Annotated in this window: 22 protein-coding genes and 1 pseudogene; 16 read left to right on the top strand and 7 right to left on the bottom strand. The window is 65.1% G+C overall.

What is annotated here, in order from left to right; all coding sequences use genetic code 11:
• Nucleotides 1–161 precede the first annotated feature (161 nt).
• From LHL23_RS16435 to LHL23_RS16415, 5 genes are read left to right on the top strand one after another with little or no spacing between them, the layout of a single operon-like run.
• Complete coding sequence (locus LHL23_RS16435; protein WP_226430706.1) at nt 162–1,547, top strand: lipopolysaccharide biosynthesis protein; 1,386 nt, start codon at nt 162–164, stop codon at nt 1,545–1,547.
• Nucleotides 1,430–2,824 carry an O-antigen ligase family protein gene (locus LHL23_RS16430; protein WP_226430705.1) on the top strand — a complete coding sequence of 465 codons (1,395 nt, stop codon included), beginning with the start codon at nt 1,430–1,432 and terminating at the stop codon, nt 2,822–2,824. Before LHL23_RS16435 ends, LHL23_RS16430 begins: the two co-directional genes overlap by 118 nt.
• A complete protein-coding gene (locus tag LHL23_RS16425; RefSeq protein ID WP_226430704.1) occupies nt 2,825–3,676 on the top strand; it encodes a glycosyltransferase family 2 protein in 852 nt (283 codons plus the stop codon).
• A gap of 40 nt (nt 3,677–3,716) precedes the next feature.
• The gene (locus LHL23_RS16420) at nt 3,717–4,688 is read left to right on the top strand and encodes a sulfotransferase domain-containing protein (RefSeq protein ID WP_226430703.1); all 972 of its coding nucleotides are present in this window, start codon (nt 3,717–3,719) and stop codon (nt 4,686–4,688) included.
• Nucleotides 4,685–5,857, top strand: coding sequence for a glycosyltransferase (locus LHL23_RS16415; protein ID WP_226430702.1), 1,173 nt, complete (start codon nt 4,685–4,687; stop codon nt 5,855–5,857). Before LHL23_RS16420 ends, LHL23_RS16415 begins: the two co-directional genes overlap by 4 nt.
• On the opposite strand, the gene LHL23_RS16410 is transcribed toward LHL23_RS16415, so the two are convergent.
• Entirely contained in the window at nt 5,854–6,441 is a 588-nt protein-coding gene (locus LHL23_RS16410) for a hypothetical protein (RefSeq protein WP_226430701.1), read from the bottom strand. The two genes, LHL23_RS16415 and LHL23_RS16410, sit on opposite strands and share 4 nt — an antisense overlap.
• A 282-nt stretch (nt 6,442–6,723) precedes the next feature.
• Between LHL23_RS16410 and LHL23_RS16405 the strand changes: the two genes are divergently transcribed.
• The gene (locus tag LHL23_RS16405; protein WP_413229482.1) at nt 6,724–7,587 is read left to right on the top strand and encodes a sulfotransferase domain-containing protein; all 864 of its coding nucleotides are present in this window, start codon (nt 6,724–6,726) and stop codon (nt 7,585–7,587) included.
• Nucleotides 7,588–7,648: 61 nt separating this feature from the next.
• On the opposite strand, the gene LHL23_RS16400 is transcribed toward LHL23_RS16405, so the two are convergent.
• The 4 genes and pseudogenes from LHL23_RS16400 to LHL23_RS16385 form a co-directional block, all read right to left on the bottom strand.
• Nucleotides 7,649–8,893: a glycosyltransferase family 4 protein gene (locus LHL23_RS16400; RefSeq protein ID WP_226430699.1), complete on the bottom strand. Its 1,245-nt coding sequence runs from the start codon at nt 8,891–8,893 to the stop codon at nt 7,649–7,651.
• A gap of 81 nt (nt 8,894–8,974) precedes the next feature.
• Nucleotides 8,975–9,076: pseudogene (locus LHL23_RS23555) on the bottom strand (cupin domain-containing protein); the annotation flags it as partial.
• A gap of 57 nt (nt 9,077–9,133) precedes the next feature.
• The gene (locus LHL23_RS16390; RefSeq protein WP_226430698.1) at nt 9,134–10,960 is read right to left on the bottom strand and encodes a phage head spike fiber domain-containing protein; all 1,827 of its coding nucleotides are present in this window, start codon (nt 10,958–10,960) and stop codon (nt 9,134–9,136) included.
• Nucleotides 10,960–11,223 carry a spike base protein, RCAP_Rcc01079 family gene (locus LHL23_RS16385; protein WP_226430697.1) on the bottom strand — a complete coding sequence of 88 codons (264 nt, stop codon included), beginning with the start codon at nt 11,221–11,223 and terminating at the stop codon, nt 10,960–10,962. The genes LHL23_RS16390 and LHL23_RS16385 overlap by 1 nt, the downstream gene beginning before the upstream one ends.
• A gap of 360 nt (nt 11,224–11,583) precedes the next feature.
• Between LHL23_RS16385 and xrtE the strand changes: the two genes are divergently transcribed.
• The 4 genes from xrtE (at nt 11,584) to LHL23_RS16365 (ending at nt 15,217) form a co-directional block, all read left to right on the top strand.
• Nucleotides 11,584–13,191: an exosortase E/protease, VPEID-CTERM system gene (gene xrtE / locus LHL23_RS16380; RefSeq protein ID WP_226430754.1), complete on the top strand. Its 1,608-nt coding sequence runs from the start codon at nt 11,584–11,586 to the stop codon at nt 13,189–13,191.
• A gap of 187 nt (nt 13,192–13,378) precedes the next feature.
• Nucleotides 13,379–13,888, top strand: a complete 510-nt coding sequence (locus LHL23_RS16375) for a hypothetical protein (RefSeq protein WP_222482093.1) — start codon at nt 13,379–13,381, stop codon at nt 13,886–13,888.
• Nucleotides 13,889–14,010: 122 nt separating this feature from the next.
• Nucleotides 14,011–14,742 carry a metallophosphoesterase gene (locus LHL23_RS16370; protein WP_226430696.1) on the top strand — a complete coding sequence of 244 codons (732 nt, stop codon included), beginning with the start codon at nt 14,011–14,013 and terminating at the stop codon, nt 14,740–14,742.
• Between the two features lie 199 nt (nt 14,743–14,941).
• Complete coding sequence (locus LHL23_RS16365; protein ID WP_226430695.1) at nt 14,942–15,217, top strand: VPEID-CTERM sorting domain-containing protein; 276 nt, start codon at nt 14,942–14,944, stop codon at nt 15,215–15,217.
• Between the two features lie 116 nt (nt 15,218–15,333).
• On the opposite strand, the gene LHL23_RS16360 is transcribed toward LHL23_RS16365, so the two are convergent.
• On the bottom strand, nt 15,334–16,194 hold the full coding sequence (locus LHL23_RS16360) for an ABC transporter permease (protein ID WP_226430694.1): 861 nt from the start codon (nt 16,192–16,194) through the stop codon (nt 15,334–15,336).
• 90 nt (nt 16,195–16,284) lie between these two features.
• On the opposite strand from LHL23_RS16360, the gene LHL23_RS16355 reads away from it, so the two are divergent.
• The 6 genes from LHL23_RS16355 to glf all read left to right on the top strand — a co-directional run bounded on the left by LHL23_RS16355 (nt 16,285) and on the right by glf (nt 23,889).
• The gene (locus tag LHL23_RS16355; protein WP_226430693.1) at nt 16,285–17,751 is read left to right on the top strand and encodes a sugar transporter; all 1,467 of its coding nucleotides are present in this window, start codon (nt 16,285–16,287) and stop codon (nt 17,749–17,751) included.
• 9 nt (nt 17,752–17,760) lie between these two features.
• Nucleotides 17,761–18,414, top strand: coding sequence for an ABC transporter ATP-binding protein (locus LHL23_RS16350; protein ID WP_226430692.1), 654 nt, complete (start codon nt 17,761–17,763; stop codon nt 18,412–18,414).
• Nucleotides 18,415–18,534: 120 nt separating this feature from the next.
• Nucleotides 18,535–20,373, top strand: coding sequence for a glycosyltransferase (locus LHL23_RS16345; RefSeq protein ID WP_226430691.1), 1,839 nt, complete (start codon nt 18,535–18,537; stop codon nt 20,371–20,373).
• Nucleotides 20,370–21,617 carry a hypothetical protein gene (locus LHL23_RS16340; protein WP_226430690.1) on the top strand — a complete coding sequence of 416 codons (1,248 nt, stop codon included), beginning with the start codon at nt 20,370–20,372 and terminating at the stop codon, nt 21,615–21,617. The genes LHL23_RS16345 and LHL23_RS16340 overlap by 4 nt, the downstream gene beginning before the upstream one ends.
• Entirely contained in the window at nt 21,614–22,693 is a 1,080-nt protein-coding gene (locus LHL23_RS16335) for a hypothetical protein (RefSeq protein WP_226430689.1), read from the top strand. The genes LHL23_RS16340 and LHL23_RS16335 overlap by 4 nt, the downstream gene beginning before the upstream one ends.
• A 32-nt stretch (nt 22,694–22,725) precedes the next feature.
• Nucleotides 22,726–23,889 (top strand): UDP-galactopyranose mutase, encoded by a 1,164-nt coding sequence (gene glf / locus LHL23_RS16330; RefSeq protein WP_226430688.1) that lies wholly within the window; start codon nt 22,726–22,728, stop codon nt 23,887–23,889.
• A gap of 30 nt (nt 23,890–23,919) precedes the next feature.
• Here glf and LHL23_RS16325 read toward each other — a convergent pair whose 3' ends face one another.
• Nucleotides 23,920–24,954, bottom strand: coding sequence for a hypothetical protein (locus tag LHL23_RS16325; protein WP_226430687.1), 1,035 nt, complete (start codon nt 24,952–24,954; stop codon nt 23,920–23,922).
• Nucleotide 24,955: the final 1 nt, after the last annotated feature.

The raw sequence follows: 24,955 nt of genomic DNA, 5'->3' as shown, positions 1-24,955 counted from the left end.
GGGGGAGCCATGATCCTGCAAAGGCATTTTGCATCTCAAGGGCCGCTGTTGCGGGCTGGATGCCCCTCTCGGGCAGGGAGTTTCCGCGGTGCGGGCCTGCCGCAGCCGGGATTGCGTGATTGCGGGCCTGTTCTGTCCAGGCATTGCGGGGGTTTCATGTGATGGCGGACCGTACCAGCAAGCGCATCATCCTTGGCAGCGCGGCCAACGGCGTGGGTCTTCTTGCCCGGGTGGCAGAACAACTGCTTATGGTGCCAATACTTCTGGCCTCCTGGTCTGCCTCTCTCTACGGCGAATGGCTGCTGGTCGCCGCCGTTCCCATCTATCTGTCGCTCTCCGATTTCGGGTTCGTCACAGCATCGTCAAACGAACTGGCCCGCCGGAGCGCAAACGGTATCAGCGCCGCAGCAAAGTCCTTTTACAGCGACTTCCTGTCCGCCTTTGCACGATGGTCGCTTCTGCTGTCCGTGCTATTGGGATGCGGCGCCTTTCTCGTGCCTCTGTCAAGCTGGCTCGGGCTGTCGCACATGACACAGTTTGAGGCGGGCTCCATCTTCGCACTCCTGACCTGGAATGTGCTTCTCAATCAAAACGGTCTGGTATTCCAGGCCGGGCTGCGCGCCTGCCGCAATGTGCATTCCGCTTTCCTGGTCCGCGCCGTCGCCGCCTTCATCCGGATAGGGGCAATTGCTCTGGCTGTCAGCCTGGTTGAAGCCGGACCGCTGGAGGTCGCGGCCTTGACCGTTGCTGTGCGGATGCTGGAAGTCTCTGCTTTGGCGCTTTTGTCCCATCTCAACGGCCTCACCCCGCGGGTGCGTTTGCTCAGGCGGCCCGCCGAAAAGATGGCAAAATATCTGGGCCTGGGGGCCGAATTCACCCTGATCCCGCTGGCGGAGGCGATTGTGCTGCAGGGCATGGTTATCATCGTGGGGGTAACGATGGGAGCTGTCCTGGTTGCGGTTTTTTCTACCCACCGGACCCTGACACGCCTTACGTTTCAGATTGTCCGCCTTGGGGTGCAGCCGCTGATAGCGGAAGCAGGCCTGCTGCAAGGGGCCGAGAACCGGGAACAGCTTCGGCGGCTCGTCAGTGTCGTTTCCCGTCTGACGTTCTGGACCTCCCTTGCTGCCGCAGCATTCCTCATGATTGCCGGCCCCGTGATTTTTTCAGCGTGGACACATGGCCAGATAGGCTTTCTGCCGTTTCTGTTCGCGCCGCTGCTGCTTGCAACAATCCTTGAAGGGATCTGGCGCGTGCCCTCGGCCGCGCGTTTGGGAACGAACCAGCACCGCCCCCTGGCCTGGGGGTTTTTCCTGCTGAGCCTGTTCGGGACCGGCGCGGCCTTTGCTCTGTCGCACCAGTGGGGGCTCATTGGCGCCGCCTGTGCGTTGGTCCTTGTTCATGCCGGCATGTGCGTGCTGACGCTGCGTTGCAACCAAGCTGTGCTGGGGGCAAGCATGGGGCAGTTCATCCGGGATCTGACAACCCCGCCAATTCTGGAGCTTCGCTACGTTGTGCGGAAATTAGCGTCGAGGAAAAGCAAATGAGTGCGGCCTTTCCGCGCCCGCACCGCCGTTGGGTTGTACCGCGCAGTGTCTTTGCGCCGGTGAATATACTGTTGTTTCTCCTGCCGGCCCTGACGGCGTTCCGCTTCAATGCCGTCGGTCAGCTGATGGTGTCGGATTTCCTGGCGGCCGCGCTGTTCGCCGCATTGCTCGCGCGCGGCAGGATCAATCTGCGGCAAGCCTATCTGCGCCCGGTTCTGATATTTTATGCGCTCTGGGTTGCCGGCATGGTCTTGTCAGACATTGTCAATCAATCCCCGGTTGCCAACATGGCCAAGGGATGGGCGTTGGTAGGCCTGTTCGGAATATACCTGGTTGTGTTCTTCACTCTGGTGGATGGCCGCCGCGACCGGCTGTTCTATGCAATGATCGGGGTGGGCGCGGCCGCCCTGCTGACGTCCTTTACCGGCAATGCCCGAGGCGCGTTCTTCGGTTTGCAATGGAAATTCGGGGCCGGGCTTTCGGTTACGCTGCTGTTCCTTCTGGCGTTGCGGGTTGCTGGCCTGGGGCGCCGTAAAACGGGGTTCTGGCTGATGGCCGCCGCGCCTCTGCATCTCTTCCTAGGCGCGCGGTCTCTTTTCCTTCTGACCTTCCTGTCCGGTGCCCTCAGCGCATTCACCCTGCATTTCAGCAGGCCCCGCGACAGGGTTTTCGCGATCAGCCTGGTCATCATGCTGCTGTTCGGCGGCATGATCGCAGGCGAGGCCGTTTTCGGTGAAATCGTCAAGACAGGCGTTCTCGGGCAGGAAATGCTCAACAAGTATCTGGCGCAGACGGCAGGCGGGCGGAGCATTTTTTTCGGCGGGCGGCCAGAGAGCATCGTGTCCCTTCGGGCAATTTCGGAAAGCCCGCTGCTTGGGCATGGCTCCTGGGCTGAAAAGCCCCAGTACCGCTATTTGCTTTATCAGCTCCTCCAGGCGCAGGGCGCCTATGTGAACTGGAATGCCGAATATCTCACCCGGGTCGAGACCATCCCCAGCCACTCGATCCTGCTGGGGACATGGGTGCAGCACGGCGTTCTTGCAGGGCTGTTTTGGGCATCGGTTCTGGTGCTGGGTTTCCGCGCTCTGCTGGCCGGCGCGGTCGCAGCCCGGCCAGGCTGGAGCTACGAGTTCCTGGCTATTGCGACTTTGCTCTGGGATACGCTGTTTTCACCCTTTGGCGGAGAACGGCGTTGCGTGACTGCGCTTTTCATCGTCATTGCCGCCGCGCTTCTCGCCGATCATCTGAAATCACTTAAGAAGGGGCAGGGGGGATAAATGAAGATCTCTGTCGTCACGAACGCCTTCAACCAGGGCCGGTTCCTGCGCCGTTGCATGGAATCCGTCTTATCCCAGCAGGGGGTGGAGCTGGAGTATATTGTGATCGATCCTGGCTCAACGGATTCCACCGCTGCGATCCTGGCAGAGTATGAGGCGCGCGGAGACCGCCGCCTGCAAATCATCCGGGAACCGGACAACGGGCCCGCCGATGGCCTGAACAAAGGCTTTGCCCGCGCCTCTGGTGATTGGTTCGTCTACCTGAATGCAGACGATTTTTTTCTTGCCGGGGGATTGGCGCAGGCTGCGAGTGCAATCGCCGGCAACCCCGGGGCCGACTGCATCTTCGGCGACGGGTATCTCACCGATATCAGCGGCGTGCCTTACCGCCGCGTGCTGGCCACCCCGGCCTTCACGGCTGAACGCTACGTGCATTACCGCACGCTCTGGCTTCAGCAGTCCACGTTTTACAAGGCCGGAAGCTTCCGGAAAGCCGGCGGTTTCAATGCCGCGAACCGGACCTGCTGGGATGGCGAAATCCTGGTTGATATGGCGCTGGCCGGCATGCGGTTTGCGCATGTTCCGGGCTTTTGGTCGGCCTTTGTCCTTTATGGGGAAAGTATCACCGGCAGTCAGCGCCATGCTTCCGAGGACCGGCGCAACCACGAGCGCATCTACAGGAAGGTGATGGGGCGGGACAGAACCGAGGCGGATCTCAAGGCAATGCGCCGGCGGCATCTGCTGGACCTTCTGGCAAGGCCCAGGCGTCTTTGTTTGCGCATCACGGATGCGCTCCTGCCGGGGAAATTGCCCGCCATCGCGCAGCATCTGCCGCCGGTCGAGGATTTCTGAGGCAGATCACCTTTTCAGTTTGAGCCGGGATACCGTCAACATGACCGCAGACGAAAATGATCTTTTTTCAAAATCTGTCATCGTCACAGGCACTCATTATTCGATGACCACGCTCCTGGGAAGAATCCTGGGCGCCTCCAAATCCTTTAATGTCGTCCACGAACCGCTTAATCATCAGCCTCCGCTAGGGTACGCGGCGGTTCCCACCAATCACTGGTACGAATACTTCGGGCCGGACCGGATCGAAGACTTGGGCAGGGATCTCCGCCAAATCCAATTCGGGCACAACCTGCTTCCGCAGACGCTCCGCCGGATGAGTCAAATAAGATCCTGGCATGATGTGCTGCGTGCCGGAAAATTTGCCCGGACCGGGGCGCTGCATGCCAGGCACCGCCGCCGCGCTGTATTCAAAGATCCCTTCCTCTGTTTCACCTCCCGCCACTTGCAAAGCCATTTTGGCCTTTCAGTTGTTCTTACAGTACGCCATCCCTGCGGTTTTGCGGAAAGCTTGGCGCGCCGCGGCGCCGGATTTGACTTCAACGATTTGCTGCAGCCGCAATTGCTGGCCGATCTGCCTGAATTCGCCGATGAGATCCGCCACTATGCCAGAAGCCCCCAGCCAGTGCTTCACCAGGCAGCCTTGCTGTGGCGGGTCGTCTACGGCTTCGCAGACCAATATCTTCTGAATGACCCCCGCACGACTTTTGTGCGCCAGGAAGATTTGGCGGCGAAACCTGCCGAGGAAGCCTCGCGGATATTCTCATTTCTAAATGCCCGCAAATCCGAAGCCGTCGATCGCTTCATGTCCGCAGCCCTTAACGCGAAATCCGGGGACTCGGCCCGCAGGACGCCCATCGGGTCATACGTGCACCGGGACGCCCGGAGCGCGGCGATGAAATGGCGGCAGCGTCTTTCACCCGAAGATATTGAAAAGGTCATGAAAACCGCCGGACCGGCCGCCCAGCGGTTCGGTTATCACGGAAACGGTGAAACCGGAGAGGCCATCCAGTGAAGATCCTGCATCTTATCCGTTCTGCCGATCCCGAAGGGGGCGGGCCGATTGAATATGCACGTGTCATGGCTGAAGCGCATGCCCAGCAGGGTCATGAAAGCATCTTTGTAACGCTTGACGATCCGCAAGCGCCCTTTCTGAAGGACTTTCCTTTCCAGGTGGAGGCGGCGGGCCCGGTGCGCGGGCCATTGCGCCGGGCCCCCGGCTTCGGCGCGCGTGTCTCCGGCCTGCTTGCCGGTGCGGATGCAGCGGTCATTCATGGCTTGTGGACCCATGCCACAACCGGCGCCTACCGCGAGATGAAACGCGCGGGGTTTCCGTGGCTGGTTTTCCCTCATGGCATGCTCGATCCCTATTTCCGGCAGGCCGGCCGGGTGAAGTACCTTCTGAAACAGGCCTATTGGACACTGTTTCTGGGACGGGTTCTCAAAGACGCCCGCGCGGTTCTGTTCACTTGCCAGGAGGAAAAGCGCCTGGCCCGGGGGGCGTTCCGCGGATATCAGGGATACCGTTCGAAAGTGCTGGCGTTCTGTGCCGCCGACCAGCGCAGGCCCGAAGCCGAGCAACGGGAAGGCCGCAGCAGTTTCCGGGCCCGTTTGCCGAAACTGGGCGGCCGCGATTATCTTCTGTTCCTGAGCAGGATACATCCGAAGAAGGCCTGCGATAACCTGATCCGGTCTTTCGCCGAAGCCGCGGCGCGCCATCCGCAGCTGGATCTGGTGATGGCCGGCCCGGATCAGGTCGGGTGGAAAGCGGAATTGGAAGCGCTTGCGGATCAGCTCGGGATTGCCGGCCGCGTTCATTGGCCGGGCATGATCAAGGGTCCGGAGAAATCTGCCGCCTTCGCCGGTGCCCGCGCCTTTGTCCTGCCTTCGCATCAGGAAAACTTCGGCCTGGTTGTTGCGGAAGCGCTTTCGGCGGGCACCCCGGTTCTCATCTCCGGCAAGGTCAATATCTGGCGGGAGGTCGTTGAAGACGGAGCCGGCCTGTCCGGCCCGGACACGGTCGCGGCAACAACGGCGACGCTGTGCCGGTTCCTGTCGATGCCAGCTGCGGAAGCCGCTGAGATGCAGGCTAACTGCCGGGGCAGCTATGAGGCGCGTTTCTCGGTCGAAAGCGCCGCCCGGGATCTGCTGGAAGCAATATCCGAAGCGGCGAACCGCGGTTAACTGCCAGGTTCGAGTTCCCGCCGCCGGATCGCTTTGGCCGGGTTTCCGGCATAAACCGTCCAAGGCTGCAACTTCCCTGTGACGACCGCGCGGGCGCCAATCACGCACCCCTGCGGAACCGTGACCCCTGGCCCGATGAAAGCCTCTGCAGCAATCCAGACATCTTCGCCGATCTCGATCGGCCTCGTCACAAGGGGCCGGCTGGCACGGGTGAAATCATGTGTGCCGCCGCAGAGGAATGCCCGCTGGGAAACAACGGACCGCGCGCCGATGATAACAAGATCCATGTTATAGCATTGAACGCCGTCGCCGATCATCGCATCTTCCCGCATGATCAGGTTGGGCGGGTACCAAACAGCCGCGCTTGAGCGCACCACCGCGCCGGACGCGATCCTGGCGCCAAATGCGGACAGCAGAAAACAGCGCCAGCGATTTAACTGCGGGGGTGTCCAGGAAGCCAGAAGCCGCCATACGGCCATCCAGGCAAGGCGGTAAATCCGGTGGCGCAGCGGGAACCGCGGAACCGAGTGCCCCTTGACGGGCTGCGGGGGGGTACGGGACGTCAGGTTCGAGCTGTTTGCCATGCTGCCGTATTCTGCTTCGCACTATGATCCAGCGAACCATATCCAAACTTATCCGCTTGCTACAGCCCTAGGCTGTGCCTATCTTTTTGCACTTGCAACCGGCGGCGCAGGACTATCCGTCCAAGTGCAGCATAACTGCAGCAGATCTCCTCCGGGGAGCGCCCTGGTGAAGACAGCCGCGCGATTCCTTGCCTTCGCCAGGGCTTTCCGGACAAGGTTCTTTCCAAGGTCAGCGAATACCGGAACTTCTTTCGCAGCAATAAACAGGGAAACAGCTACAGGATGAATTTCGGCCGCCTTGCAGACCACCCCTCGGTACGTAAATCCCCTGTTCTCAGAAAGGGAATTGCCCTCCTGCGGCGCCCCGCTGCGGCTTTGGAAAGGAGGGCTGTGGGTCCTGAAGCCTATGCAAATTGCCCTCCTCTTTTTGTAAATTCGCTCCCCAAAAGCGGCACGCACCTTCTGTTGCAGGTAACGCGGGCCCTCCCCGGGGTCCGCTACCTCAACCGCTTTATTGCAACCAGCCCGTCCATAACGCAGCGGGAGCGGGCGCCGGATGAACTGGCGCGGCGGATTTCCGCAGTGCTGCCGTCGGAAACCCTCGGCTGCCATCTGTACTGTTCCGCCGAGGCGAAGGCCGCCCTGCAAGGCATCAACGCCTTGCATCTCTTCATCTACCGCGACCCCCGGGACGTGATCGTGTCGGAAGCCTATTACCTGAGCGAGATGAACCGCTGGCACCGGATGCACAAGCATTTTGCCAAGCTGGGCAACGACCGGGACCGGCTGCAGCTGGCACTGAACGGGCTGGACCGCCGCTACCCGGAATGCAACAGCCGCCTGTTGCCCTATTCTGGCTGGCTGCAGGACCCGGATACCCTTGCCATCCGCTATGAAGACATTTCAGGCGCGGGCCGCGACAGCCAGCTGTTGCGCATTATCGATGCTTACACTGCCCGCACCGGCGGTATGGCTGAGGACCGCAGCGCCCTTCTGCAGGCGCTGAAGACGGCCATCGATCCGGGAAAGTCGCATACCTTCCGGCGCGGCGGCACAGGCAAGTGGCGGCAGGGCTTAAGTGACGCTGAGGCGCGCGCATTGACCGAACAGCTTCGCCCGTCCCTGGAAGCATTCGGGTATCATTAGCCTGCTGCTGAAGACACCGCGCAGGATCCGGGCCAGGTTCGGGCTGCCGGCGGCAAGCGCTTTAATCTCCGCAATGCGCGGCCCCCCGGGAGGCGCCAGTCAGGCGCCGCAGGATGGCTTCGTACTTGCTGAATATGGTGCCGCGGTTCATGTGCTGCTGCACGAAGGCACGGCCGGCATCGCCCATGCGCTGCTGCCGCGCCGGGTCGCTCAGAAGCCCTGCCACCTCCTGGCAGAGGCGGGCCTCGTCATCCGGGAAAACACAGATGCCCGCGCCGGACTCCCGGGCCAGGGCATCAAGCGGGCTGCCCGGTTCGGCAATGCAGACATAGGGGCGGCCTGCCGACATGATCGAGAACAGCTTCGAGGGCAGCGCATAGTTCGCCACGTTCAGGGCCTGGGGCACAAGATGGACATTTGCACTCTGCAGCGAGGCCATGAACTCCCCGGCGGGGGCCAGCTCCAGGAAACGGGCGTTTGCGATGCCGCGGCGGGCGGCCTCGGCTTCGATCCGGGAGCGCTCCGACCCGCCGCCCCGCATCAGGATCTCAACCTCTGGCATCGTGTCCGACACATGCGACAGCAGCGGCAGCAGCTGGTCCAGGTTCTGTTTCTTGCCGAAGTTCCCGGAATACATCACCCGCACCGGGGCGGCCGGGTCGACCGGAGCTTCTTCGGCCGCTTGCGACCAGATCGGCAGCACCGTGATGGGCTTCCTGCAGCCGATCTCCTCAAGTTCCCGCTTCATGCCCTCCGTCAGCACAACAACTTCATCCGCGAAGTTGAGGCCAATCCGCTCCACCAGGCGCATGACCTTCAGCACCACCGGATTGGACGCGATGCCAAGCGAGCCGGCAAGGCCGCTTTCGATATCGTGGACCACGGCAATGACAGGCGCGCCGGAGCGCAGCTTCAGCGCCTTGGCGCCGTAAAGAGCCAGCACGCTCGGAATATAGGCAATGATGGCGCCGGTCTTGCGGTGCGTGCCGCAAAGCGCATGCCAGACCGCCCTGCGCAGGAAGCGCAGATCATTGCCGATCCGGGTCTTGAACCCGCCGGAGCCGCGCGGGTTCACCGGGACGCGTTCGATTGCGATCTGACCCAGAGCTTCGCGGTCGCGCGCGCCTCCCGCCCAGTCTCCAAAGGGGGCGCTGCTGGGATAATGCGGGCGGAAGGCGAGCGCCGAGACGGCGTACCCCTGGTCCGACAAGTGCTCTGCCAGTTCCCGGCAATAGGGAGCGGAGCCGATCTCCTCCGGCCAAAAATAGGGCGACAGGTAAAGAACCGAACCCGAAGATGCGCTCATTCGTGAATGATCTTTCCAGTTATCCGCGCGCATAAATGTCTTCGTAGCGCATGATGTCATCCTCACCGGCACTTTGCCCGGGCTCCCCATCCGGTGGATGGCGCCAAGCGGAATGTAGACACTCTCGTGCCCGGCCGCCAGCTTCTCCTCGCCGTCCGCCGCCGCCTTTGCGGTGCCCTTCACCGCGCTCCGGTGCTCGCGGCGATGCAGGTGGCTTTGCAATGAACCGCAGGCTGCTGCTCATGCGGTCATCCGCTCAATGCCGGGGCTGCCAAGATCGCGGTCCCACATGCGGAAGCGGCCAAGGCTGCCGTTGAACACCGGTGCCAGGCCGATACCGGCTGCCGCCAGGTCCGGCAGCGCGGATGGCGCGGGCGAGGCGGGGAAGGTCTTCCCTTTCTCTGCCAGCTCCAGAAGCGCCGCCTGGTGGCGGGCGGCAAAGCTGACAGCGGCCTCGGTCCCGGGGGCATAGGCGGATGCCGCGCCGCTGGCCGTGCTGGCGGCACCGGACTGTTCGCTGACAACCTGGATCCGGCCGGTTGCCGGGCTGCCGGCGCTCAGATCCGCACGGAGGAAGCTGCCCTGATCAGCCTGCCAGTCGAAGAACCGGGCTGCTGCACCGGATCCGGTGTCTGCAAGACACATGCGGCCATCCACGGCGAACGACACCGCTTCCGGCATGGCTGCAGGCAGCACAGAGGCGCGGACGGCCAGCGTCTCCGCCGCGCGGGCGGCCGGGCTGCCTGCCGTGGGGATGAAGGAGGAGGGGGTGTCTCCCGGTTCAAGCTGGGGGCGGCGGAAGTCCGCATACATGCCCGAAGTTGCATCATTCCAGACAGGATACATGTTGAAGGACGCTACTGTTCCGGCGGTGAACGTCATTGCCAGCCTGTAGACACCGGGGGATACCAGCTTCGCCACCGGGGGATAGAGGGCCGGGGCGGCCGCCAGTTTGGTGAATGTCTCAGTGCTGAAATCAAAGCGGTAGGCGACGGAGTCGTTGCCGCCGCTGAACCCGGTGCCAAAAGCCCTGAAGGTAAACCCGCCGCTGTTGCCCGCACGCACTTCGACCTGCGCGGTATACACGCCTGCGCCGCCGCCGACGTCCCCTCTTTCGGCTCTGGGGAAGCCGCCTGTGCCATTCGAAGTGATCCGGACGAACCCGCCGGGCACCTCCTCCAGAGTGCTGTTGGGAGAGGCCCAGTTCCCCGCCGGCGCGTTGGTGTGCCGCAACAGGTTCGCGGCGGCGCTGCTTTCGATCTTAATCCCTGCCGGCGCCCCGTTTTCATACGCGTTGCGGCGCGCCTTGAAGGCCGGTGAGGCACTGGAGGGGACATAGGTCTCGAACCCTGCCCCCAGGGCGTTGTCCGGGTTGTCCGCCATGCCGCCGAGATCGGAGCGGTAGAGCCATTGCGCCAGAATATCCATCGCCTCGGTGCCGTCCGGATCCGTCACCAGATGCGCTGCCGCGCTTTCTGATACGCCCGCACTCAGCGTGCCGGCCGGCGCGGATTCATCCATGGCGAAAGCAATGCTGCAGATGAAGCTGCCGCCGGCCAGCAGCTGGATTTGCGCAAGATGGCCATTGCCCTGGCTGGCAACCGCCCCGTCCTGCAGGTCGAAAAGGGAAACGCCGTCTGCTCCGGCGCCGTAGCCCGCGGATGCCATGGCAAGGTAGCGCAGGTTCACCTGCCGGACATGGGCCGCGTAGGTGTAGGTGCCCGCATCCGGCAGCGCCACCCCTGCCCGCAGCGCCTCGGGCGCCCTTGCGCCTGCGCCTGCCGCGGCCGTGAGCCGGGTCGCTGACACCGACGCGCCGCTTGCGGCGCCCTGCGTCAGATCCCCGGAATGGGCCAGCAAGTTATGCGCCGCCCAGACCAGCTGCCCGGTCTCGCCGGTGAAGGTGCGCAGGCCGGTGCCGCTGTAGGCGAACATCTCGTCAAAGCTCCTGGCAGCGCCCGCCTGAAAGTAGCGGTCCTGCCGGAAGTCCAGGTCGATCAGGGGGGCAGGCGGCGGCCTGCGGCCCTGCACGGCCTCACCCGTCATTGAAAGGCCGGCACCCAGCATCAGTACCACCCCGCGACGGTTGCCGTTGTGCCGGTTGCTTCGACTCCGGCCGCCGAGAAGGCAAATGTCTCGCCGGAGGCGACCGGATAGACAATGATGGTTCCCGCGGCATCCCGGAGCGCCAGGTCGCCGCCCGAGACAACCCGCAGCACCCGCGGCCGCACCGGCAGGTCGGTGCCATCTTGGGGAGTGATGGCGAAGTGGGTTGCAGCCGGGCTTTCAAGCCCGCGGCGGTGGCTGGCGAACGGATCGGTTTGAGGCATTTGCGTACTCCTGAAATGGCAGGCTTGATGAAACGTGCGTCCCGATTCCTCCGATGGCTGAATGGTGGGATATCCGGGTTAAGGCTGGAACAACCGGGCGCGCGCCGGATGGCCTTCTGCCGCAACGCTGTGAGAGGCTTGTGTCTTGAACCGGCGCCAGAGCCCCCTCAGCGGTGCGGCCCAGGCTTGGGCTTGCGGATCCGGCAGGCACCGCAAGCCTGCTGGCGGCCAATGCCAGTGGCGGGGTTTGGGGAGAGCCCCTTGAACATGCGGCCGCCTTGTTTGAGAAGAGAACATCCCTGACAGTGCAGGGCAGGGGCTGCGCCGCCCTGTTTTCAAACGCGTGCTCAAGGAGTGACCATGAGGCAGGGGCTGGTTGTTATGCCTGTATCCGGGCGTCTGGCTGTTTTTCTGCTGGCTGCTGTGGCCGAAGCTGTGACCATCCGCCTTCTTACTTATGAGACGGAGCAGTTTTCCTGCAGCAATGTGTCCGTTTTTGCGCTCTGCCGGCTAATGAGAACGCTTCCCTTGAGCGTTTTCCTGATGTGCCTGGCCGTTGTCCTGATGAACATTTTCGTTCCCCGCTTCTGGCGCAATTACTTGCATCTGACGAAAACCGCCCCGCCCCGCAGCCTCTTTCCGGCCGCGCTGCATCTGCTGGGGCTGGCGCTGCTGCTGGCGCCGCTGTGGCGCTTCACCCTGCCGCAGCTGGAGGCGCAGTTCAGCCAGGCGGCGCCGCTGTTCCTGGCAGGTGCGGCGCTGGCGTTTCTTGGCGCGGCGCTCTGGCTCCTGCCCTGGCGCGCCTGGAAGCAATGGTTGTTTGGCAATGACGCCTTGCTGCCGCTTGCGGCGGCCGGGTTCTTTCTGCTGCCGCTGGTCGTGGAGGCCGCGGGCTGGCTCTGGGGCGAAAACCGCGTTCTGACCCGGCTGACCTTCGAGGCGGTCGCGCTGGTGCTCTCCCTGGCGGGCACGGCGGTCTCCAGCCTTCCGGGCGACCGCATTATCGGTCTCAATGACTTTGCAGTGCGCATTGCCACGGGCTGTTCCGGTGCCGAGGGCATGGCGCTCGTGACGGTGTTCATGGGCATCTATGCGCTGCTGGCGCGCGGCACGCTGCGCATGGGGCCGTACTGGGCGGCCTTGTTCCCGCTGGCGGTCGGCCTCAGCTGGCTATTGAATGTCCTGAGGATCGCCGTGCTGATCTGGCTGGGGGCCAATGTCTCGCCGCAGCTGGCGGTGGACGGGTTTCATTCCTATGCCGGCTGGCTTCTGTTCTCGCTGCTGGCCTTTGGGGTTCTGGCCATCGTCCACAACATGGATTTCTTCCATGAAAGGACCGCCGGCCCCGCCGCCCGGACAGGCCCGCCCCTGGCCGCGGATCCGCTGTTTGCCAGGATCGTGCCCTTCATCCTGTTCATGATCAGCGGCACGCTCACCCCGCTGATCTGGGAGACCCCCGCCGATGGCTACCCGCTGCGGGTGGCGGTGATGCTGCTGGGGCTGGCGCTGTTCTGGCCTGCGCTGAAGACCTTCAAATGGCAGGCCGGGCCGCTGGACTGGCTGACCGGCTGCGCGGTGGCGGCGCTGTGGCTCTGGACCGCCCCGGAGGCCGCCGCCGCCGCCGCCGCCGCCGGGGCGCCCGATCCGTTCTGGATTGCCTGCCGCTTCCTGGGCACGGTGCTGCTGGTGCCGGTGATCGAAGAGCTGTTCTTCCGCGCCTATGTGCTGGAGCGCATCGCCGGAGGCCCCGCGGCGGCACCCTGGCGGGCGCTGGCCGGGCTGGCAGTCAGCAGCCTGCTGTTTGCGGCGCTGCACGACCGCTGGCTGGCCGGCGCCTTGGCGGGGGCGGCCTTCGGGCTGCTGTATCTGCGCAGCCGCCGCCCCGGCGGCGCGGTGCAGGCGCATATGCTGGCCAACGCCGTCATTGCCGCCGCGGCCCTCGCCGCTGGGGATTTCGGTCTGATCTGAGCGGTTCCGGACCCTCCGGGCCGGTCGGCTGCGTCCGGCTCAGGCTGGCGCAATCTCTTAAAATTTTCCTAACATGCGCTCTAAAGTGTTGATAATGTGCTAATTTTTGCCACATCCTGACCGCGGTCCGCGCCCAGGGTTTGCCTACTTAATCTCCAACGCCAGTTTTTGCATTGGAGATCCGACCATGCCGGCACTGAACAACGTATTTTCGGCGGCTGCCTTCGCAGGACACGCCGGTTCCGCCTTCCGCACCGCCGCAAAGGCCGCTGCCGCGGCCCTGGCACTTGCCGCGCTGCAGCCTGCGGCCGCCGCCGCCCAGCAGACCTATGTGGTGGGCAGCGACCGTGGCGGCTATCTGCATGACCGGCTGATCGAGCTCAGCAACCTGCAGAAGCGCGGGGTGCGGGTCGAGATCCGCGGCAAGGTCTGCTATTCCACCTGCACCATGTTCCTCGGCCTGCCCGGCGCCTGCGTCGATCCCGGCACCACCTTCGGCTTCCATGGCCCCTCGCGCGGCGGCCGCCGCCTGACACAGGAAAAGTTCGACTATTTCAGCCGGGTGATGGCGCAGTACTACCCGGCGCCCTTGAAGGCCTGGTTCATGGCGGAGGGGCGCAACCGGGTTTCCGGGGTGCACAAGATCAAGGGCAGCGAGATCATCCGCATGGGGGTGCCGGCCTGCCGCAGCGCCTGAGCCGCCGCGCTTGCCCCGCGGCGGGCGGGCGGCTATCACCGTCTGACGGCATTTGCCCCGGCGCGCGGCCCCGCGCCGGGAGTTCGCTGCATCGGGGGGGGCCGCCGGGAGGCCTGGCATCCGTGCTGTCATCCTTGTTCAACAGGTTCTGGCCGGGAGCCCGGTTTGCGGATCCGGCGCCGGCGGTGCCGCTGTGCGTGATCGGCGACGTGCATGGCTGCCTGGAACTGCTGGAGCATATGCTGGCGCAGGTGCCGCGGGGCCACCGGATCGTGCTGGCGGGCGACTATACCGACCGCGGCGAGCACAGCGCGGAGGTGCTGCGCTGTCTCAGCGCGCGCCCGGATCTGACCTGCCTGATGGGCAATCACGAGGCCATGCTGCTGGACTTTTTGCGTGATCCGGTCCGTGCGGGCGGAGTCTGGCTCCGCAATGGCGGGCTGCAGACGCTGGCCTCCTTCGGCATCTGCGGGGTGCGGCCGCAGATGACGGCAGCGGAGCTGCGCGATTGCCGCGGCCAGCTGCAGGCGGCGATGGGGGAGGGGCTGATTGCCTGGGTGGCCGGGCTGAAGACCTCGGTGCTGTCGGGCAATGTGCTGATGGTGCATGCCGGGGCGGACCCGCGGGCGGCGCCCGATGCGCAGCCGGAGGAGGTGCTGATGTGGGGGCACCCGGAGTTTTTCCGCACTCCGCGCCGCGACGGCATCTGGGTGGTGCACGGGCACACCATCGTCAGCAGGCCCGCAGCAGAGCAGGGCCGGATTGCCATCGACACCGGCGCCTATGCCAGCGGGGTGCTGTCGGCGGTCTGCCTGGACGGCGGCGCGCCGCGGTTCCTGCAGGTGCGCCTCTAGGGGCAGGCCCCGCCGATTTCCCGCCACTGGCCTGGCAGATCTTCTGACTGGCCAGGCCTGCAGCGCCCTGTGCGGTGCATCCCGGAGACAGCCGGGCGGCAGAAACACGTCCGGGCGGCTCCGGAAATTGTGCCCGGGCCGGGAAAATGCTAACGGTTGCCGGAAGGCAATTGTAACTCAACCTTTTGAGGCCAAAGCAATGAAATCTCTTCTGACCGCTGCCGGCACCGCGGTTTTCACCAGCTGCATGACCCTGTCCGCGGCGTTTGCCGCTGGCCGGGGCAACGGGAACGGCAATGGCAATGGCGGCTGGGGCACCGGCAACGGCAATGCCGGCGGCAACGGCTGGAACAACGGCGTCGGCAATCCGCATAACACGCCGGAAATCGATGCAAGCGCGGGCCTGCTGGCAGTTGCGGCGGTTGCGGCGGCCCTGGCGCTGGCCTGGGAAGTGAACCGCCGCCGCCGCGCCTGAAGCAGGGGGGATCCCCGGAGGCCTTGCCGCCGGGCGCCCCGCGGGGACAACGGCTGAAACCAGCCGGCATTCTGCGGTCCGTTCCCGGGACCGGCCCCGTCTCCGGGCCCCGCGCCTCAGCGGTTCAGGATATCGCGGTGGTAGCGGCCCATCATCACCAGCCCCAGCGCCAGCAGGATCAGGCTGACGGCCAGCACATAGGTCACGCTGGCGTAAGAGGCGGCATAGGCCGGGTAGAAGCCGGTGCGCATCAGACCGGTGATATGCATCACCGGGTTGTACCACAGGATGTCCTGCGCCAGCGGCGGCAGATCCTCATAAAGGAAGAAGATCCCGGAGGCGATGAACAGCGGCCGGGTGATGATCGACCAGGCCACTTCCCACAAGGGGAACAGCCCCGTCAGCGCGCAGTTGAGCGTGCCCAGGCCCAGCCCCAGGGCCATCGCCAGCGCCATCGCCAGCACCGCCGCAGGCAGGTCCAGAACCGTGCGGCTGTCGATGACCGCCAGCACGCCGCCCAGCAGCAGAATGGCCACCAGGGCGCCGGTCAGGCTGTTCAGCAGGAAGCGCGCCAGCACCGCATCCAGCCAGGTCACCGCCGGGAACTTCAGGAGCGGCCGGGAGAAATTCACCGCCCGGGCGGTGGTGCTGGACACCGAATTATAGAGATCGAACGGCAGGTAGCCGGTGGCGTAGAACAGCAGGAAGCTGGTGCCCAGCGACGGGCTCCGGATCACCAGCGAGAAGCCGATGGAGAGGAACAGGATGGCCGCCAGCGGCTCCAGCACCGCCCAGAGATAGCCGCCGGGGGTGCGGCCGTAGCGGGTCGACATCTCGCGCAGCACCAGCGCCGCCACGGTGCGCAGCGAGGCAAAGCGGCGCGCCCGCCCGGCGGCGGGCCGCAGGGCCGGAGCAGGGCCCGGAGACCGGCCCGGGGGCGGGGCAGAGGGCCGGGCCGCAGATGGTGTGGTGGTCATGAATACCCATTGTGAATGCGCGCGGTGCAGGCGATACTATGAAAGAAAGTCGAGGCAATTACAAACGGCTGCAGGCCGGGATAGCAGATTATGAAACAGGATCGCCCGGCGGCGCGGCAGAAGGCTGCCGCCCAGTTCCGCACCGGCCGCAAACGCGCAGATCAGGCTCCGCCGCCCGCCCCGGAAACGCCCGGGGGCGAGGCCAGAGCCGCGGAAAAAGGGGCCGCCGCCGCGGCCGCCGGGGCCGGGCAGCGGCGCGGCGGTGCGGAGAGCCGGAGCCGCCAGGTCGGCGGCGGCGGCGCGGGGGGCGGCAAGAAGCTCCGGAAGCTGCGCCGCAAGATGCGCGAGGCCGAGGCCAGGCAGGCTGCGCTGGCCGAGAAGGCGGGGCGGCTGGAACAGCAGATCGCCCAGACCCCGGCCTATCCGGTGGCCCGGCCTGCGCACTTGAAGCCGCGCCACCGCGGGCTGATTGCCAGCTTTGCGGCGCTGGTGCTGCTGCCGCTGGCGGCGGCGGTGTTCTACCTGTTTGCGGTGGCCGAGGACCAGTATGCTTCCACCGCGGGCTTCACCGTGCGCAGCCAGGAAAGCTCCGGCGCCAATGACCTGCTGGGCGGGCTGGCCACATTTGCAGGCGCCTCCACCGCCTCGGACAGCGACATCCTCTATGAGTTCATCCAGAGCCAGGAAATGGCCGAGGCGGTCAATGCCCGGGTGGACCTGCGCGCCCATTACAGCCAGCACTGGCCCGGCGACTGGGTGTTCTCGATCTGGCCCGATGCCACCCTGGAGGAGCTGGTCTGGTTCTGGCAGCGCGTTGCCCGCATCTCCTATGACAGCGGCTCCGGGCTGACCGAGCTGCAGGTCACCGCTTTTGATGCCGAAACCGCCCGGGCGATCACCCGCGCCGTGGTCGAGGAAAGCCAGATCCGCATCAATGCGCTCAACGACCAGGCCCGCGCCGATGCCATGCGCTATGCCGAAACCGACCTGGAGGAGGCGGTGGAACGGCTGAAGGCTGCCCGCGAGGCGCTGACCCGGTTCCGCACCCGCACCCGCATCGTCGACCCGGAGGCCGATATCCAGGGCCGCATGGGGGTGATGAACAACCTGCAGCAGCAGCTGGCCGAGGCGCTCATTGAATACGACCTGCTGGCGGGCTCGGTGGCAGAGAACGACGTGCGGCTGAAGAAGGCGCAGCAGCAGATCGAGGTGATCCGCGGCCGCATCAATATCGAGCGCCAGACCTTCGCCTCCAGCAATACCGACACCGGCGGCGTCGGCGAGGATTACCCGACCCTGATTTCCGAGTTCGAGCGGCTGACGGTGGACCGCGAGTTTGCCGAGGAAACCTACCGCGCGGCGCTGGCGGCGCTGGAGGTGGCGCGCGACGAGGCCGCCCGCCAGAGCCGCTACCTGGCCACCTATATCACCCCGACCCTGGCCGAGGAGGCGGAATACCCGCGCCGGTTCATGCTGAGCGCGCTCGCTGCCCTGTTCCTGCTGCTGGGCTGGTCGATCGGGGCGCTGGTCTATTACTCGGTCCGCGACCGCAGCTGAGGGCAGGCGATGATCCGGCTGGAGAACCTGACCAAGAGCTTCCGGCTCAAGGGCGAGCGCAAGGTGGTGATCGATAATCTGAGCCTGACGCTGCCCTCGGGGCGCTCGCTGGCGCTCCTGGGACGCAACGGCGCCGGCAAGTCGACGCTGCTGGAGCTTATCGCGGGCACCCTCAGGCCCGACTGCGGCCAGGTGGTCTCGGACGGCACCATCTCCTGGCCGGTGGGGCTGGGCGGGTCGTTCCACAAGGACCTGACCGGGGCGGAGAATGTCCGCTTCATCGCCCGGATCTATGGCGTCGACACCGATGACCTGGTGAACTTCGTCGGCGATTTCGCCGAGCTGGGAAAATTCTACCACATGCCGATGCGCAGCTATTCCTCCGGCATGCGCTCGCGGCTGACCTTCGGCGCCTCGATGGGGATCCGCTTCGACACCTATCTGGTCGATGAGGTGACCGCGGTGGGCGACCAGGCCTTCCGCCGCAAGAGCCGCGCGGTCTTTGCCGACCGGATGAAGCTGTCGGGCGCCATCATGGTCAGCCACTCGATGAGCCAGATCCGCCAGTTCTGCGATGCCGGCCTGGTGCTGGAAGCCGGGCGGGTGCGCTATTTCGATGACCTGGAGGAGGCCATCGCGGTGCATGAGGAAATGCTGGAATAACAGCCCAGCTGCCCGCCGGCGGGTTTCTGCGGCTGCGTGGCAATGAGCAATTTATTTCTGCGCGCAGCTCCAGTATGCAGCTCCCGTGTGATTGAGGGTGCCGGGCAAAGGAGTTTACCGATGGCGAAGGACATGCTGGCTGCAACAGGCGCGGCGGCGCTGCAGGGGCTGATATGGCCGGAGCTTGGCATCTGCACCGAGCAGGAGCTGTACCTGCGGCCGCAGGGGCCGGTTGCGGTGCTGCCGGATCAGCGCGAGCTGCGCTTCGAGGCAGGCGGCCATGTGTCCTTCGGCAGCTGGTTCAATCTGTTCAACCTGGAGAAATGGCAGCGCGAATGCGGGCTGCAGAGCCTGAGTTTGGAGCTGCAAGGCGAGGGCGCCTTTGAGCTGGTGGTGTTCCTGGTGCCGCGCGGCCAGTCCTGGGACCGGGTGGTGAGCACCTATGCGGAGTTTCCGCAGGACGGGCGGCTGCGGGTGGATCTGGACCATGTGCTGGCGCCCGGTTTCAGGCCCGGGGTGCTGTTCTTCGAGCTGCGCGCGATGGGGCCGGGACGGCTGTCCGGGGCCAGCTGGCAGACCCGGGACGCGCCGCGGCGGGCGCCGCAGCTGGCGCTGGCGGTCACCACCTTCAAGCGCGAGGCGGCGGTGGCGCGCACGGTGGAGCGGTTCGCGGCCTTCCGCGACTCCTCCTGGATGAAGCCGCATGTGCAGATGATCGTCACCGACAACGGCCAGTCGGTGGATCTGCCGCCGCGCGAGGGCGTCACCCTGGTGCCGAACGAGAACCTGGGCGGCGCAGGCGGCTTCACCCGCGGCCTCTTGGAGGCACGGGCGCAGGGCGCCTCGCACTGCCTGTTCATGGATGACGACGCCTCGATCCATATGCAGAGCCTGGAGCGCACCTGGATGTTCCTGGCCTATGCCGAGGATCCCAAAACCGCGGTGGCCGGCGCTATGATCAGCGAGCAGCACCGCTGGGCGATCTGGGAAAACGGCGCCCGGTTCTTCGCCCGCTGCCAGCCGCTGCACATGGGCACCGACTTGCGCGACATGGCGCGGATGCTGGCGATGGAGCATGAGACGGCGCAGCCGGTGCCGGAGGATTTCTACGGCGGCTGGTGGTATTTCGCCTTCCCGGTAGCGCAGGCAGAGCACCTGGCCTTCCCGTTTTTCGTGCGCGGCGACGATGTCAGCTTCTCGCTGGCCAATGATTTCAACATCACCACCCTCAACGGTGTGGTCTCGTTCCAGGAAAGCTTCACTGAGAAGGAAAGCCCGCAGACCTGGTACCTGGACCTGCGCAGCCATATGGCGCACCACCTGAGCCTGCCGCAGATGGACGTGGGCGCGCGGGGGGTGCTGAAAATCGCCGCCTGGTTCTTCCTGCGCAACCTGCCGCGGATGCATTACGATACCCTGGCCGCCATCAACCTGGCGGTGGAGGACGTGATGCAAGGCCCCGGCTTCTTTGACGAAAACGCCGACATGGCCGGGCGCCGGGCGGACCTGAAGGCGCTGACCGCCAGCGAAGCATGGCAGGATCTGGACCCGCGCCTGGAGCTGCCGCCGGTGCGCCACCACCCGCCCGCGGCCTGGAAGCGGCATCTGATGAAGCTGACCCTCAACGGCCTGCTGATCCCCGGCTTTGCCCGCTTCGGCAGCCGGATCACGCTGGAGGCGCAGAACCGCAGCCACATCGGCTTTGCCTGGGGCGCGGCAGAGATCGCCTGCCTCAATGCGGAGCGCACGAAATTCTACACCGTCCGCCATTCGAAATCTGCCGCCTGGCGCGAGACCGGGCGCTTCCTGCGCAACGCCCGCGCCTTCCTGAAGGGCTATGATGCCCTGGCCGCGGAATACCGCAGCCGCTACGGGCAGCTGACCAGCGATGACTACTGGCAGGCCAGGCTGGGACTGCCGGAGGCCGCCCGGATGATGCAACAGGAAGCTGCCGAGTGAAGAAGATCCGCAGACTGCTCCGCCCCTTTGCCGCCCGCGCGGCAAAACAGGCGGCTCCGGAGACACCCCGGGAGGCTGCACCGGCGCCATCCCGGCCGCTGCAGGTGATCCTGTTCATCGGCCACCACAAGGTGGGCTCCACCTCGCTGCAGGATTACCTGTCGCGCAATGCCGCGGCGCTGTCGCGGGCGGGCATCCTCTACCCATACGTCGATTTCGAAGGCATGGCGCATCTGGCCGCCACGGCGGCCGGTCGCGGCCAGCCGGAGGGCAGCCTGCCGATTAACGTGCGCGAGCCGCATAATGCGCTGGCCTTCCGGATGCTGGCCGGCCACAGCAACGGCAAGGTGCCGTCCTATCACAAGCGCCTGCCGGTGCTGCCGCAGATGGTGCATGCCATCCAGCAGCAGATCCGCTTTGCAGAGCCGCATACGGTGATCCTGGCCGCCGAGGTCTTTGCCAATTTCAACGCTGCCGGGCCGGAGCTGATCCAGAAGCTGGCAGGCTGGTTCCCGGAGGCGGAATTCACCCTGGTGGCGACGCTCAGGCGGATCGACGAGTACGTCGCCTCCTGGCACGGCCAGCGGCTGAAATTCGGCCATCAGCTGGCGCCGCTGCGCGCGGACGGGCTGGACGGCTACTTCGGCGGCATCCATTTCGACTACCGGCTGATGCTGGAGGGCTGGCTCAAAACGCTGCCGGAGGCGCGGGTGATCCTGCGCGATTACGCGGAAGTGCGCGCCGGCGGCGGTTCGGTGGCGGATTTCATCGCCCAGACCGGGCTGCAGCTGCCCGAAGGGCTGGCGCCGGAGCGGCGCGAGAATGATTCCTTCCACCGCGCGGTCTATGAGATTGCCCGGTTGGGCAACCACCGGCTGGAGGACCGCAAGGCGGCGGAGCTGCGCCGCGCCCTGCGCGCGCTGACGCCGGAGCTGGAGCTGCCGCCCAGTCGCGATATCGAGCTGTTCGGCGCGGACAACCGGCAGCGGATGCTGGAGCGGTTCCGCCCGATCGACGACTGGCTCGGCGGAATCTGCGGGCGCAGCGGTTTCTTTGCGGATCTGGAGCAGGCGCTGGAAGTGCAGCCGCTGGCCGAGGAGGAGGCCTTTGGCACCGCGCTGGCGCAGGTCTGCGGCCGTCTGCCAGAGGGGCTGGGCCAGGAGGCGGCGGATTTCGTCAAGGCGCTGCAGGCAGAACAAGGGAAAACCGGCAGCCCGGCTGCCGCAGGAGAACGGACCGCATGATCAACGAACTCGTCATTCATCTGGGGGACACCAAGACCGGGTCTACCTCGATCCAGAAGACGCTTGTGCAGAAGGCCTATGAGGTGCCGGGGAAATCCATCTGCTATCCCAGCAGAACCCACCATAACCCGCTGAGCAAGACACTGTTTCAGAAAAGGTTTCTCAAGGACCGCGAGGCGCGCTTCCAGAATACCGGAAGGGTTTTGCTGGACAGCAGTGCGGATTACGGGATCATTTCTGCAGAGCTTTTCCAGTCAGTTGATCCGCGTGCGCTGAACGAAGCCATCGATAGCTATTGGCCGGAGTTCCGCGACCAGCTGCGCTTGGTCTCATATGTGCGTCCGCATGCAGAGAAGTTCCTGTCCTCTTTTTCGGAGCGGGTAAAATTGGGAGCAGGGTTCAGCAGCTTGGGCGAGTTCTTTGAGAACCAGTCGCACAGCGGCACGCTGGATTATACTCCGCGGTTCGAGGCTTGGCGCAACGTCTTCGGCAGCCGTTTCGAACTGCGCCCCTTTGTGCGAGAGCGGCTGCACCAGGGAGACGTTGTGCAGGACTTCTTCCGGTATGTTCTAGGCTCGGGGGATTTCAGTATCTCTTCCCGGATTGAAGCCAACTCATCGCTGACGGTCAGCCAGCTGGCTTTCCTGAAAGAAATGCATGAGCAGCTGAAGGCCGGGATGGGCACGGGGTCAAAACCGGTTCTTAAGGATGCGCAGAACTCCTTGGGGCGTATGGTTAGCGAGCACATGGCGGCCAACGGGCTGGGAACGGATGGCAGCAAGCTGCGCATGCCCGCAGAACTTTCCGACCGCTTCAAGGAACGCTATGCGGCTGATGCGGAAGCGCTGGATACAGTGTTCTTTGACGGGTTCCCGATGTCAGAGGCGCTGGAGAACAGCGCCGGAAACACGGCAGATGCGCCGCAATCCCTGAAAGCCGAAGATCACTTCGATCCGGCCACGATCAGCAGTTTGCGGACTTTTTCACAGGTCCTTGCGGGGCTGCTGGCCGAAAAGCCTGTCCAGATCAAAAAGGCGATCGGAAACATCCGGACATTCGATGAAACGCCTGCCTGAGCCTCAGGCGCACAAGACGAGAAGGTGATGACATGAACATTCTATGCGTGGGCGCGGGGCTTTCGGGCGCGGTCATCGGGCGGCATCTGGCAGAGGCGGGCCATGCGGTCACCGTGGTGGACAGCCGCGACCATGCCGGCGGCAACTGCCATACCGAGCGCGACGCGGAAACCGGGGTGATGGTGCATGTCTACGGGCCGCATATCTTCCACACCGACGACGCCGAGGTCTGGGAGTATGTGAACCGCTTCGAGGCCTTCAAGCCCTACAAGAACCGGGTGAAATCCACCACCCGCGGGCTGTCGGGTGAGCAGGAAGTGTTCTCGCTGCCGGTCAATCTGCACACCATCAACCAGTTCTTCCGCAAGACGATGCGCCCGGAAGAGGCGCATGATTTCATCGTCAATGAACAGGCCGACACCACCATCGAGGACCCGCAGACCTTCGAGGAGCAGGCGATGCGCTTCGTGGGCCGTGATCTCTACGAGGCCTTCTTCAAGGGCTACACCGTCAAGCAGTGGGGCATGCATCCTTCCGAGCTGCCCGCCTCCATCCTCAAGCGGCTGCCGGTGCGGTTCAACTACGACGACAACTACTTCTTCCACCAGTTCCAGGGGATGCCGGAGAACGGCTATACCGCGATGATCGAAAAGATCCTTGACCATCCGGGCATTTCGGTCCGGTTAGGGACTGTTTTCGAACGCTCCCAGGCGGCGGAGTATGATCACGTGTTCTATTCCGGGCCGCTGGATGGCTACTTCGGCTACGAGCTGGGGCGGCTGGGCTACCGGACGCTGGATTTCGAGCGCTTCACCCATCAGGGCGACTACCAGGGCTGCGCGGTGATGAACTACGGCGAGGAAGCCGTTCCTTACACAAGGATCACCGAGCACAAGCATTTCGCGCCCTGGGAAAGCCACGAGGGCTCGGTCTGCTACCGCGAGTTCTCGCGCCTGGCGGAGCCCGGCGACATTCCCTACTACCCGATCCGCCAGGTGAAGGAGAAGGAGCTCCTGGCGGCCTATGTGAAGCTGGCGGAGGAGACCCGCGGCGTCACCTTCACCGGGCGGCTCGCCACTTACCGCTACCTGGACATGGATGTGACCATCCGAGAGGCGCTGGATGCGGCGCGCGGCTTCCTGGACTGCCAGCAGGCGGGCAAGGCGGCGCCGGCGTTTTTCGCGGCGCCCTTGTAAGGGCGGCCCGCGCCGGCTCAGGCGCGGGGGTCAGGGGCTCTGGCGGCGGATGAATTTGCGCAGCCGCGCCCGGGCCTCCTCGTCCAGCAGCTCCGCCTGGCTCCAGTCCTGGCGGCGGGCTGCGCAGAGCGCATCGGTGCGGGTGGCAAACAGCGCCGCCAGCTGGCCGCGCTCGGCCTCCAGCCGCCGGGTGATCTCCTCTGCCATGGCGGCGCTCAGGTGCAGGCTGCTGCCGCGGGCGGGGCCGGGCGGGGCGCCGCGGGTGAAATCCCGTTTCAGCAGCTTCGGGCGCAGCTGCGCATAGACCGGCTGGCTGACCCGGGTCTGCACATATTCGATTTCGGCCAGCTTGCGCGGCAGGATGCGGCTGTTGCGCCGCTCTGCTGCGGCCGGGGGCGGCAGGCCGAGCAGGCTGCAGAAATCGCTCAGCATGTCCGGCGCGTCGAGGTCCGCAGGCTCGTTCGAGCGCAGGATCAGGCTGCCGGCGGGGAGCCCGGCCTGCAGCATCTGCGCAAAGCCGAGCAGCGAGGGCAGGGGAAAGCCGTAGTTCTTCTCGAAACAGCTGAGGTAGCGGCCGATGCCGGGCGGGCCTGCGGCAAAGAAGGCCGGCTTGTCGATCCCGAACAGCCCGGCGCGCAGGAACTGCGCATAGCTGGATTCCGCGAGGTCATAGGGGTTGCGGAAATAGGCAACCAGACGGATCTGCCAGTCCGGCATCTGCTGCTGCAGCGCCTCGGCCAGCGCGGCCAGCCTGCCGGTGTAAAACGCATTGGTCCAATGCTCGCAGGACAGCAGGATGCGGCGGCAGCCGTGGCGGTCCGCCTCGGCCTCGATCTCTGCCAGGGCGGCGGGCAGGTCTTCCGCCGCCAGCCGGGCCAGCGGGATGTGGTTGCGGTAGCCGGTGGCAGAGCGGTGGCTCTGCGGGTAGCAGAGGCCAAGCTGCAGGTGCTGCTCATAGGCCTCCGCCATGTGGCGCTGGATCGTGGTGGAGCCGCATTTGGGCAGGCCGATGTGCAGCCAGACCTGGCGCGGGCGGCGGCGGGGAAGCAGGGCGCGCAGAACCATG

Origin of the sequence: Leisingera sp. McT4-56, from assembly GCF_020514995.1 — a bacterium.
Classification (GTDB): Bacteria; Pseudomonadota; Alphaproteobacteria; order Rhodobacterales; family Rhodobacteraceae; genus Leisingera; species Leisingera aquaemixtae_A.
This window is presented reverse-complemented; position numbering and strand designations above follow the sequence as displayed.

Excerpts from the sequence above, each read along its gene's own strand:
- LHL23_RS16435 (WP_226430706.1), top strand. The coding sequence starts at position 162 with ATGGCGGACCGTACCAGCAAGCGCATCATCCTTGGCAGCGCGGCCAAC.
- LHL23_RS16425 (WP_226430704.1), top strand. The coding sequence starts at position 2,825 with ATGAAGATCTCTGTCGTCACGAACGCCTTCAACCAGGGCCGGTTCCTG.
- LHL23_RS16420 (WP_226430703.1), top strand. The coding sequence starts at position 3,717 with ATGACCGCAGACGAAAATGATCTTTTTTCAAAATCTGTCATCGTCACA.
- LHL23_RS16410 (WP_226430701.1), bottom strand. The coding sequence starts at position 6,441 with ATGGCAAACAGCTCGAACCTGACGTCCCGTACCCCCCCGCAGCCCGTC.
- LHL23_RS16405 (WP_413229482.1), top strand. The coding sequence starts at position 6,724 with ATGAATTTCGGCCGCCTTGCAGACCACCCCTCGGTACGTAAATCCCCT.
- LHL23_RS16400 (WP_226430699.1), bottom strand. The coding sequence starts at position 8,893 with ATGAGCGCATCTTCGGGTTCGGTTCTTTACCTGTCGCCCTATTTTTGG.
- LHL23_RS16390 (WP_226430698.1), bottom strand. The coding sequence starts at position 10,960 with ATGCTGGGTGCCGGCCTTTCAATGACGGGTGAGGCCGTGCAGGGCCGC.
- LHL23_RS16385 (WP_226430697.1), bottom strand. The coding sequence starts at position 11,223 with ATGCCTCAAACCGATCCGTTCGCCAGCCACCGCCGCGGGCTTGAAAGC.
- xrtE (WP_226430754.1), top strand. The coding sequence starts at position 11,584 with ATGAGGCAGGGGCTGGTTGTTATGCCTGTATCCGGGCGTCTGGCTGTT.
- LHL23_RS16375 (WP_222482093.1), top strand. The coding sequence starts at position 13,379 with ATGCCGGCACTGAACAACGTATTTTCGGCGGCTGCCTTCGCAGGACAC.
- LHL23_RS16365 (WP_226430695.1), top strand. The coding sequence starts at position 14,942 with ATGAAATCTCTTCTGACCGCTGCCGGCACCGCGGTTTTCACCAGCTGC.
- LHL23_RS16360 (WP_226430694.1), bottom strand. The coding sequence starts at position 16,194 with ATGACCACCACACCATCTGCGGCCCGGCCCTCTGCCCCGCCCCCGGGC.
- LHL23_RS16355 (WP_226430693.1), top strand. The coding sequence starts at position 16,285 with ATGAAACAGGATCGCCCGGCGGCGCGGCAGAAGGCTGCCGCCCAGTTC.
- LHL23_RS16350 (WP_226430692.1), top strand. The coding sequence starts at position 17,761 with ATGATCCGGCTGGAGAACCTGACCAAGAGCTTCCGGCTCAAGGGCGAG.
- LHL23_RS16345 (WP_226430691.1), top strand. The coding sequence starts at position 18,535 with ATGGCGAAGGACATGCTGGCTGCAACAGGCGCGGCGGCGCTGCAGGGG.
- LHL23_RS16335 (WP_226430689.1), top strand. The coding sequence starts at position 21,614 with ATGATCAACGAACTCGTCATTCATCTGGGGGACACCAAGACCGGGTCT.
- glf (WP_226430688.1), top strand. The coding sequence starts at position 22,726 with ATGAACATTCTATGCGTGGGCGCGGGGCTTTCGGGCGCGGTCATCGGG.
- LHL23_RS16325 (WP_226430687.1), bottom strand. The coding sequence starts at position 24,954 with ATGGTTCTGCGCGCCCTGCTTCCCCGCCGCCGCCCGCGCCAGGTCTGG.